At 69.9% G+C, this 9,787-nt stretch carries 9 protein-coding genes; 5 read left to right on the forward strand and 4 right to left on the reverse strand.

Annotated features, from left to right (window positions below):
* The coding region (locus tag VF794_RS18035; RefSeq protein WP_331112048.1) for an Hsp70 family protein at positions 1-1,549 on the reverse strand (1,549 nt) is incomplete at its 3' end.
* 137 nt (positions 1,550-1,686) lie between these two features.
* On the opposite strand from VF794_RS18035, the gene atpH reads away from it, so the two are divergent.
* From atpH to VF794_RS18060, 5 genes are all read left to right on the forward strand, one after another.
* Positions 1,687-2,232, forward strand: a complete 546-nt coding sequence (gene atpH / locus VF794_RS18040) for an ATP synthase F1 subunit delta (RefSeq protein ID WP_331112050.1) — start codon at positions 1,687-1,689, stop codon at positions 2,230-2,232.
* Positions 2,233-2,388: 156 nt separating this feature from the next.
* A complete protein-coding gene (locus tag VF794_RS18045; RefSeq protein WP_331112052.1) occupies positions 2,389-3,867 on the forward strand; it encodes a PAS domain-containing sensor histidine kinase in 1,479 nt (492 codons plus the stop codon).
* 168 nt (positions 3,868-4,035) lie between these two features.
* Complete coding sequence (atpA, locus tag VF794_RS18050) at positions 4,036-5,583, forward strand: F0F1 ATP synthase subunit alpha (protein WP_331112054.1); 1,548 nt, start codon at positions 4,036-4,038, stop codon at positions 5,581-5,583.
* A gap of 155 nt (positions 5,584-5,738) precedes the next feature.
* Positions 5,739-6,065, forward strand: a complete 327-nt coding sequence (locus VF794_RS18055) for a hypothetical protein (RefSeq protein ID WP_331112056.1) — start codon at positions 5,739-5,741, stop codon at positions 6,063-6,065.
* Positions 6,062-7,336 carry a hypothetical protein gene (locus tag VF794_RS18060; RefSeq protein ID WP_331112058.1) on the forward strand — a complete coding sequence of 425 codons (1,275 nt, stop codon included), beginning with the start codon at positions 6,062-6,064 and terminating at the stop codon, positions 7,334-7,336. The genes VF794_RS18055 and VF794_RS18060 overlap by 4 nt, the downstream gene beginning before the upstream one ends.
* Here VF794_RS18060 and VF794_RS18065 read toward each other — a convergent pair.
* From VF794_RS18065 to VF794_RS18075, 3 genes are read right to left on the reverse strand one after another with little or no spacing between them, the layout of a single operon-like run.
* Positions 7,326-7,652 (reverse strand): hypothetical protein, encoded by a 327-nt coding sequence (locus tag VF794_RS18065; protein ID WP_331112060.1) that lies wholly within the window; start codon positions 7,650-7,652, stop codon positions 7,326-7,328. The two genes, VF794_RS18060 and VF794_RS18065, sit on opposite strands and share 11 nt — an antisense overlap.
* Positions 7,653-7,655: 3 nt before the next feature.
* Positions 7,656-8,600, reverse strand: coding sequence for a hypothetical protein (locus VF794_RS18070; RefSeq protein ID WP_331112062.1), 945 nt, complete (start codon positions 8,598-8,600; stop codon positions 7,656-7,658).
* 48 nt (positions 8,601-8,648) lie between these two features.
* Positions 8,649-9,509: an HAD family hydrolase gene (locus tag VF794_RS18075; protein WP_331112063.1), complete on the reverse strand. Its 861-nt coding sequence runs from the start codon at positions 9,507-9,509 to the stop codon at positions 8,649-8,651.
* Positions 9,510-9,787: the final 278 nt, after the last annotated feature.

A 9,787-nucleotide genomic window follows, 5' to 3' on the forward strand; every position in this document is an offset into this window, starting at 1 on the left:
TCACGAGCCGCTCGGCCTCCTGGCCCGGCAGGTTCGGCCGCGCCTCCAGCTTCACCGACTCGGCCAGTCCTGTCTTCAGGACCGTGGCCCGCACCGACAGCGTGCCCTCGATGGACAGCTCGAACGTCACCTCCAGCGGCGTGTCCGAGCGCGAGGCCCCCTGGAGGTTGCGCAGCACCACCTCGCCCAGCTTCTGGTTCTCGTCCGTCAGGTCGCTCTCCCCCTGGTAGATGGAGATGCGCGCCTCCGTCTGTCCATGGCGGCCCGGGTAGAAGACGTCCTTGGCACTCACCGGCACCGAGCTGTTCTTGGCGATGAGCCGCTTCACCCTCCCGCCCAGCACCCCCACCCCCAGCGAGTTGCCCACCACGTCCAGCAGCAGCGCCGCGCCCGACTGGCGCGCCAGCTCGTCCGCGTGGATGGCCGCCCCCAGCGCCACCGCCTCGTCCGGGTTCACCTCCGTGGAGGGCACCTTGGTGAAGAAGTCCGTCACCAGCTGGCGGATCAGCGGCACGCGCGTCATGCCCCCCACCAGCAGCACCGCCCCCACCGAGCTCGGCTCCATCCGCGCTTCCTTCATCACCGTCGCGCAGACGTCGATGCAGCGCCTGGACAGCGGCTCGCACAGCTGCTCGAAGAACTCGCGGGTGAGCGCCGTCTCCAGGCCCGTCAGCTTGCGTGCCGGCTGGGTGTGGTCCCCCAGGCCCGTCAGGGAGATGAGCGTGTCCGGGTACTCCGTCAGCTCGCGCTTGGCCTGCTCCGCCGCCACCTTCAGCTTGTGCATGGACACCGGGTCGCGGTGCACCAGCTCGCGGTGGTTGTCATCCACCTGCGCCAGCAGCCACTCCACCACCTTCAGGTCGAAGTCCTCACCGCCCAGCGCCGGGTCTCCACCCGTCGCCTTCACCTCATAGACGCCGTCCGTGATCTCCAGGACGGTCACATCGAAGGTGCCACCGCCCAGGTCGAACACGAGCGCGTGTCCCTGGAAGCCTTTCGACAACCCGTAGGCGAGCGCCGCGGCGGTGGGCTCGTTGATGAGCCGCAGCACCTCCAGCCCGGCGATGGAGGCAGCCTCGCGCGTGGCCTGGCGCTGGCCGTCATCGAAGTTGGCCGGGACGGTGATGACGCACTTGTTCACCGCCCGCCCGAAGTACGCCTCGGCGTCCAGCTTCAGCTCGCCGAGAATCATCGCCGACACCTGCGTGACGGGCACGGTGCGCCCGGCCATCTTCACGCGCACGTCCCCGGTGTTGCCGCCCGCCAGCTGGTAGGGCACCACCGCCTTCGCCGCCTGCACCAGCTCCGGGGTGAAGCGCCGCCCGATGAATCGCTTGGTGGCCCACACCACGCACTCGGGGTGCTCCTCGGCCAGCGTCTGGGCCTTGGTGCCCACCACGCGCTCGCCCGCCTTGGGGGTGAGCCCCACCACGGACGGCGTCAGCCGCCCTCCGGCACGCGAGGGGATGATGCGCGGTCGGCCCTCTTCCACGGAGGCCACGGCGCTGTTGGTGGTGCCCAGGTCGATGCCGATGACGGGTTCGCGCATGGTGTGCGACTTCCATGATACGCCGGAGAAGCGCGAGTCTGGAGGCCCCTCGCACAGGGGAACTTATTGGAGACCCCGTCCAACGCCCGGGAGCGGCGTTGCCCCCGGCCGGGGGGCGTGCTAAGGGCCGCCGCGCCATGGTGAACGTGTCTATCGCCCGCCGTTACGCCCGCGCGCTCCTCGACGTCGCCACTGAGGTTGGCCGCGCCGACGCCGTGTCCGAGCAGCTCTCCTCCTTCTCCGGTGCGCTCGCGCAGAATCGCGAGCTGGCGGACGTTCTCTTCAACCCCGCCTACTCCCGCGAGCAGCGTGCCAGCGTGGTGGAGGCCATCCTCAAGGCCGTGGGCCCCGTGGAGCCCGTGCTGGCCAACAGCATGCGGCTGCTGGTGGACCGCAACCGGCTGGCCTACCTGCCGGACATCGCCCGCCTCTACCGCGACATGGCGGATGCCCATGCCGGGCGCGTGCGCGGCCAGGTGACGAGCGCCGTCCCCCTCTCGGCCGACACCCTCCAGAGCCTCACCGGCAACCTCAAGACCCTCACCCAGCGCAACGTGGTGCTCGAGGCCAAGGTGGACCCCAGCGTGCTCGGAGGCGTCGCCGCCCAGGTGGGCAGCATCCTCTACGACGGCACCCTGCGCACCCAGCTCGAGCAGCTGCGTCGCGAACTCAAGCAGCGCTGAGCCGCCGCTCCGGAGGACCCGCCCGCTCGCCCGCCCTGCATCCTGGCGGGTCCCGGGTTGTCCGGTCCTCCGCACTTCCCGGCAAGCCCGGTATTCCCAGCGGGTCCGGGAAAGGTTATGGTGGGTGCACGGGTCCCCAGGCCCGTGAATCCACTCATGGCGCAGCCCGTCCTCCATCTCACCCACGTCACCCCCATGGCCCCTTCATTGTCCGAGGAGGCCGTGCCGTGTCTGGCGGCGCTGCTGCAGGCGTCGGGACTGGGGTTGGCCTTCCTGGACCGGGAGCTGCGCTTCCGCTTCGTCAGCACCCCGCTCATCACCCTGAGTGGCATCCCCGGGGCCCTGTACGAGGGGCGCACGGCGGCCGAGGTATGGCCGGGACTGGGTCAGGCCCTGACGCCGCTGCTCAACCGGGCCCTCAAAGGGGAGCCGGTGTCGGCCGAGCGCGTGTCCGGCGTGCTGGGCCACTCCGGCGGTGGGGTGCGCCACCTGCGGGTGTCCGTCTTCCCGGCCACCTCCGGCGGTCTGCGCACGGGCGTGAGCCTCACGATGGAGGACGAGACGGCGCGCGTGGAGCAGGAGCAGGCCCTGCGCGAGAGCGAGGAGCGGCTGCGCGGCCTCGTCGCCGTCTCGTGCGACGGCTTCTTCATCCATGAAGGGGGTACCGTCCTCGAGGCGAGCCCCTCGCTGGCGAGCCTCTTCGCCGTCAATCCCGACGAGATGGTGGGCCAGCCCATCACGCGCTGGGTCGCCCCCGAGTCCCGCGACGCCGTGCAGCGGGCGTTGTCGCGGCAGGTGGAGGCCCCCTACGAGGTGACGGGCCTGCGCTCCGACGGCAAGCGGCTCTTCCTGGAGGTGCTGGGGCGGCAGGTGGACTACGCCGGCCGCACCGTGCGGATGACGGCCGTGTGGGACATCGGCGCCCGCAAGGCCGCCGAGGAGGCCGCCGCCCGCGCCGACAACTTCCGCGAGCAGCTCCTCGGGGTGGTGGGGCACGACCTGCGCTCCCCCCTCTACGCCATCCAACTGAGCACCGGGGCGCTCCAGCGCGCCGGCGGGCTCAACGACACGCAGTCCCGTCAGGTCGCCCACGTGGCCGCCGCCACCCGGCGCATGGAGCGGATGATCCACGAGCTGCTGGACTACACCCGCGCGCGGCTGGCCGGCGGCATCCCCGTGCGCCCCACCCCGCTCTCCCTGGACAAGTTGTTGGAGCGCGCCGTGGAGGAGTTCCAGGTGTCGCACCCCACCCGGTTGATCGCCTCCAGCGTGGAGGGGGACGTCCGGGGCACGTGGGATGAGTCGCGCCTGGGCCAGTTGTTGGACAACCTCGTGGGCAACGCGCTGCAACACAGCCCCGAGGACACCCCCGTGGAGGTAAAGCTCTCCGGGACGGTGGAGGGCCTCACCCTCTCGGTTCGCAACGAAGGCCCGCCCGTTCCGCTGGAGGAGCGAGCGACCTTGTTCGAGCCCTTCAAGCGGGGCAAGCGCGCCAGTGGCGACGGGCTGGGGCTGGGCCTATATATCGCCCGGCAGATCGTCGTGGCCCATGGGGGCCGCATCTCGGTGGAGTCCGGCGTCGGGTTGGGGACGCGCTTCATCGTGTGGCTGCCCCGGCATGCCCCGGGCAGCTAGAGGGAAGAGCCCTTCCCCCGCAGTGCCGCTTACAGGGCCGATGACCCCGTGTGCCCCGGGACACCCTTGCGCGTTGCGGTAGGGGGGTCCCCGTGCTAAGGGGGCGCCGGTTCTATTCAGGTTTCTCTGGCGGCATCCCCACCAGCCGCCCCAGTGCAAGGACGCAAGATGGACATCCGCGCCGACGAGATCAGCAGAATCATCCGGGAGCAGATCAAGGACTACGGCAAGAAGGTCACCGTCGCCGAGACCGGCACCGTGCTCTCCGTGGGCGACGGTATCGCCCGTGTCTACGGCCTCGAGGGCGTCCTGGCCGGCGAGCTGGTGGAGTTCACCAACGGGGTCAAGGGCCTGGTGCTCAACCTCGAGGAGGACAACGTCGGCGTCGCCATCATGGGTGACTTCAAGGACATCCGCGAAGGTGACGTGGTCAAGCGCACCGGCACCATCGCCTCGGTGCCCGTGGGCAAGGGCCTGCTGGGCCGCGTGGTGAACGCGCTGGGCGAGCCCGTGGACGGCAAGGGCCCCATCCAGTCCACCGAGGTGCGCAAGCTGGAGGTGAAGGCCCCCGGCATCGTGAAGCGCAAGAGCGTGCACGAGCCCCTGCAGACGGGCATCAAGGCCCTGGACGCCCTGGTTCCGATCGGCCGTGGTCAGCGCGAGCTCATCATCGGTGACCGCCAGACGGGCAAGACCGCCGTCGCCATCGACGCCATCATCAACCAGAAGGGCCTGAACGTCTTCTGCGTGTACGTGGCGATCGGCCAGAAGCAGTCCACGGTGGCCCAGGTGGTGGAGAAACTCGCCCGCCAGGGAGCCATGGAGTACACGGTGGTGGTGACGGCGAACGCCTCGGACCCCGCGCCGATGCAGTTCTTCGCCCCCTACGCCGGCGTGGCCATCGGCGAGTACTTCCGCGACAACAAGATGCACGCGCTCATCGTGTACGACGACCTGTCCAAGCAGGCCGTGGCGTACCGCCAGCTGTCGCTGCTGCTGCGCCGGCCGCCGGGACGCGAGGCCTACCCGGGCGACGTGTTCTTCATCCACAGCCGCCTGCTCGAGCGCGCCGCCAAGCTGTCCGACGAGGAGGGCGCTGGCTCCCTCACCGCGCTGCCCATCATCGAGACGCAGGCCGGTGACGTGTCGGCCTACATCCCGACGAACGTCATCTCCATCACCGACGGGCAGATCTTCCTCGAGACGGACCTGTTCTTCTCGGGCGTGCGTCCGGCCATCAACGTGGGTCTCTCCGTGTCCCGCGTGGGCTCGGCGGCGCAGATCAAGGCCATGAAGCAGGTGGCCGGCACGATGAAGCTGGACCTGGCGCAGTACCGCGAGCTGGCGGCCTTCGCGCAGTTCGGCTCGGACCTCGACAAGGCGACCCAGGAGACGCTGGCGCGCGGCGCCCGCCTCGTGGAGGTGCTCAAGCAGGGCCAGTACGAGCCCATGTCCGTCGAGAAGCAGGTCATGCAGCTGTACGCGGCCACCAACCGTGACGACGCGGGCAAGCGCGGGTGGATCCGCCAGGTGCCGGTGTCCGACGTGGTGCGCTGGATGCGCGAGTTCATCGAGTTCGCCGATGGCCGCTACCCGCAGCTGGCCAAGGACATCTCGACCAAGCGCGAGCTGACGGCCGAGATCAAGACGGCGCTGAACAAGGCCCTGGCCGAGTTCAACGAGATGTTCCAGCCGACGGCTGGCGCCAAGGTCTAGTCAGCACCCAAAGCTGAAGCAGGACCCGAGCCCCGCGCTCCCCCTGAGGGACGCGGGGCTTCGTGTTTTCAGCCACTACACGGCACTGCCGTCACATCTCCTTGACGGAGAGTTGAATTGCCACGTATCGGGAAAAGAAGCGTCCGGGAGGGACAATGGCGTTCAAAGGCACGTTGAAGACAGGGCAGCAGCTCCGGGTGGTCTTCCAGTCTCATCTGCAGAATCAAGGCGCCACCTCGTTCGGGTGCTTCTTCGATGCCAGGGCGGGAGGAAGCGTCCCGGAGCCCGTCATCGAGCGCGTTCTGCCGGGGCAGACGGACGAGCTCTTCAATGGCAAGGTCATGACGGGCGCCAAGCGCTTCCGGGTGGACGTCGATCTCCCACCCGGCGGCACCGGTACCCTCCAGGTCTCCCATGGAGACCAGAGCTGGACCGAGGTCCTCAAGGACGACGCCGTCTGGGTCTTCTGGGTGGAGGCATGAGCCTCATGAACCGCCTCATCGCCCTCACCCTGCTGCTCTCCACGGCTGCTTCCGCGCAGCCCGCTCCGGAAGCGGACCGCAACAGGGCCTGCACGGACCGGCTCGTCGCCCTGCAGCAAGCCGACGCGGCGAGTCCCCCCTCGGATCCCTGTGGAATGCTGGCCACGGTCATCTACGGGGATATCGCGGAGCGGGTGGCCAGGAAGGCCAAGCGGGCCATCACCCCCGCGGATGTTCAAGCGCACCCGGTGCTGGGCGGTGTGCATGGAACCGTGGGCCAGGCGGGGGCCGTTCCGCCAGCCGTTCCCACGCCTCTCGCGGGGGCCACGGGCTCGGTGGTGAGCACGGAGACGGGGGCCAAGGTCCTGGCCGAGATCGAGCTCAATCCCCTGGGCCTGCTCTACACGGACGACGCGGAAAAGACTTCCTGGGCGAGCCGGACGGCCGACGCGGTGCTCGTCGTGCCCGCCAGCACCAATGGCTCCCTCGAGAAGCTGGATTATTTCGGGGTCCGCGTGCGCTTCAATGCGTCCGGCTTCGCCAACGGCGCGCTGGCGATGGCGAGCCTGAAGCAGAGCTACAAGGAGCTGGCGATCGTCGCCGCGGACTTCGCCGACAGGCTCGAGGCCGTCATCACGGGCGCACCACGCACGGCCCTGTGCATCACCGCCCTCGAGAGCGAAGACAACTTCAACATCCAGAACCACTGTGGGACGGACTTCGACCTCGAGGGGCTGTTGCCGGCCGAGCAGAAGTTCCGCGAGGCCAGCGCCAAGGCACGGCGGGAAGCGGACCGGCGCTACCTCGGACTGGACCTCCGCGGTGACTTTGGCGATCCGCGCTTCACCGGGCTGGCGGAGCAACGCGGCACGCGGCTGCTCGGCGCTGTCTCGGCGGGCCAACGCCTCAACGAGGGCCCTCGCTACGCCCAGCTCCGAGGCCGTCTGGGGTTCGCGTACACGTACCTGCGTGACACCCGGATGACGAACTATGCCCTCGATTGGGGACTCGGCATGGAGTTCGGCTCCGAGACGGACGCTCGGGTCACCAAGGGCAGTGTGGGTCTCGAGGGCCGAGCCGGCGGGGTCGATACTGGCGCGGGTGACACCCGGTACATGGACCTGCGGGTCGGCATCACGGTGCCCTTCAGCGCGGGCAGCGGCATCAGCCTCGGCGTGACGTTCCCCATCATCCAGCCGCGGGATGTGGAACGCAAACCGATGCTCTCCATCAATGGAGACTGGGAACTCCTTCTCTCCTCTACGAGATGACCCGCCCGGCGATCTTGAGCGCCTTGTCGAGGTAGCCGGCCAGCTCGCCCAACCGGCCCACCACCCGCGCCACCTTCTCCAGGTCCTCGGCGGCCTCGGAGAGGGCGTGGTGGGTCTCATGCATGGCGTCGTTGGCCTGCTTGAACTCGGTGGACTTCACATCGAAGCGCGCGCCGAGCAGCTGCATGAGCTGCTCGCGCAGCTTCTTGCCGTGGGCGAGGTACTCGGCGCGGGTCTCCGGTGACAGGCCGCCACTCATCGCCAGGTCGAAACTGCGCTCGATGATGCGGGTCAACGTCTGGGTGTCGAAGACCATGGCTCACTCCCCCTTGGACGGCTCGTGGATGCGCTGCACGGCGGCGGCGGCCACCTGGACGCGGCCCTGGAAGGCCTGCATGGCCGCGGACAGTTCCTCGAAGGACTCCAGCTCGCGCCCGGCGCGGGCGAAGCGCAGCAGGGCCTCGTGCGCGTCGCGCAGGGCGCGGGCGAGCTCCACCGGGTTGGACACCACCAGGGCCTCGTAGCCCTCGGAGGCGCGGCGGATGTCCTCCAGCACCTCGCGGCGCTCGGCCAGCGAGAGCTTGTGCTTGTTCAGGTTGTAGAAGACCACCCGCGAGGCCAGCGCCTGTTTGGCGCCCGTGAGCCGCTGGGGCCCGAACACCTCCACCAGGTCCGCCTCCAGCAGGTCGATGATGGCGTTCACCTGGGGCGCGCCCCGCTCGATGCCCGTCTGGAGCGCCTGGGCCTGCTTGTTCTCCAGGTAGAGCGAGCCCACCACGCCCACCAGCGTCGTCACCGGCTCCACGTACCGGCTCGCCGAGCCGTCCCCCTTGCTCGACAGCGTCTCCAGCTGCCCCCCGAGCGCGCCCAGTTGCTTGCCCAGGGCCTGCGTGGCCTCGGGCAGCTTGCCCGGAGTCTCGGAGCCGGCCAGGGTGACGAGGCGCTCGGCGTAGAGGCCCAGCAGCGCGATGGCGTCCCGGCGCGCCTGGATGGACTCGGGAGTGAAGACCTTGCCCAGCAGCGGCGTGGGCTGGCCTCCCGCCTCCGTGGCGAGCACCTCCAGCCCCGGGTCATACAGGCGCTCGTCGAGGTAGACGTCCCGCTCGTAGCGGTTCAGCTGCGCGTAGTAGTCGCCCAGCGCCGTGCTGGCCTGGGCGGTGCCCGTCTGAAAGCGCGCCACGGGCTCCCGGTAGCTGCCCGGCGTCTTGCACCCCGGCGCCAGCGCCAGCACCAGGGCCAGCGTCCCTCCTCGCATCCAACTCATCGGCTCCCCCTGCGTCCCCGTGGAGTACGACCCCCCCCCAGCCTACCCTCAGCCGCGCAGGCGCGGGAGGATGGCGCGCAGACTCCGGTCCATGCCGCCCCGAGCGCCCAGCGCGGCGATGGCCCGGCGCTCGTACTCCAGCGTGTTGGCGCGGGCCACGAACTGCACGCTCGCCCCGAGCGCCGCCGGCATCGCCAGGTCCAGCTCGAAGATGTCCCCGGCCACCAGTGTCGTCTCCGGCGAGGTGTCCGTCTCCTTCCAGATGCGGCGCAGCGCCTCGTAGTAGCGGCCGCGCCGCAGGAAGATGGGACGCATCAGCGCACCCTCCACCCGCGTCGTCTCGGGCAGGGCCTCGAAGAGGGCGTCGGGCGCCGCCGGCGGCTCGATGAGGAACTTGCGCGCATCCCCGGACACACGCAGGCGCTCGCGGCCACGTGGGGCCAGCTTCGTCAGCTTGGCCTCCACCGTGTCCGTGTGCGCGTTGGTGACGACGTGCACCGGCAGCCCCGTGTCCAGCAGCGCCTCCAGCACCTCCTTCGCCTCGGGCTTGAAGGCCATGGCCACCTGCGCGTACGCCTCGCGGTAGAGCCCGTCCAGCAGCTTCGCCCGCTCGGGCTTGTCCGTCAGCACCCCGAGCCGGTCACACAGCCGCCGCGCCACGAAGTTGGACAGCAGGAACGGGTCCGCCAGCGCCGGCGCCACGACGCGGCCTCCCACCTCCCAGCCGTGCTCCTGGGATCCGGCGCTCGCCACCACGTCCGCCTCCACCTCGTCCCAGCCCGCCCCCCCCACGTCGCGGCCGAGCACCTCGGACAGGCCCCGACGGAAGTGCTGGACGAAGGGCGCTCCTTCCGCCGCCACGTCCGTGAAGGTCCCGTCGAAATCCAGCACCACGCATCGAATCGCCATCGTCCCGAGTCCTCACTGTCGCAGGAGGTGCGCATCACACCCCGCCCGCCCCTGGAATCAAGCCAGGGCGCCTCAGCGGCGGCAAGGGAACCCCTCGCGGCCCAGGCGTGTCAGACCCTCCGGATATACCTGAGGACATCGGCGCGCGGCACGGGCGCTGACGGCTCGGGTGGTTCCCTGGGAAGACCACCCGAGCCTACATCGCGGTAGGGCTGCACTTCCGCCTTGGCGCCCATTGGGTGCGCGGGCGGCGGGGGCGGCGCGTTCGGAACCCCTCC

This window comes from Archangium sp., assembly GCF_036389735.1.
GTDB lineage: Bacteria > Myxococcota > Myxococcia > Myxococcales > Myxococcaceae > Archangium.

Excerpts from the sequence above, each read along its gene's own strand:
- atpH (WP_331112050.1), top strand. The coding sequence starts at position 1,687 with ATGGTGAACGTGTCTATCGCCCGCCGTTACGCCCGCGCGCTCCTCGAC.
- VF794_RS18045 (WP_331112052.1), top strand. The coding sequence starts at position 2,389 with ATGGCGCAGCCCGTCCTCCATCTCACCCACGTCACCCCCATGGCCCCT.
- atpA (WP_331112054.1), top strand. The coding sequence starts at position 4,036 with ATGGACATCCGCGCCGACGAGATCAGCAGAATCATCCGGGAGCAGATC.
- VF794_RS18055 (WP_331112056.1), top strand. The coding sequence starts at position 5,739 with ATGGCGTTCAAAGGCACGTTGAAGACAGGGCAGCAGCTCCGGGTGGTC.
- VF794_RS18060 (WP_331112058.1), top strand. The coding sequence starts at position 6,062 with ATGAGCCTCATGAACCGCCTCATCGCCCTCACCCTGCTGCTCTCCACG.
- VF794_RS18065 (WP_331112060.1), bottom strand. The coding sequence starts at position 7,652 with ATGGTCTTCGACACCCAGACGTTGACCCGCATCATCGAGCGCAGTTTC.
- VF794_RS18070 (WP_331112062.1), bottom strand. The coding sequence starts at position 8,600 with ATGAGTTGGATGCGAGGAGGGACGCTGGCCCTGGTGCTGGCGCTGGCG.
- VF794_RS18075 (WP_331112063.1), bottom strand. The coding sequence starts at position 9,509 with ATGGCGATTCGATGCGTGGTGCTGGATTTCGACGGGACCTTCACGGAC.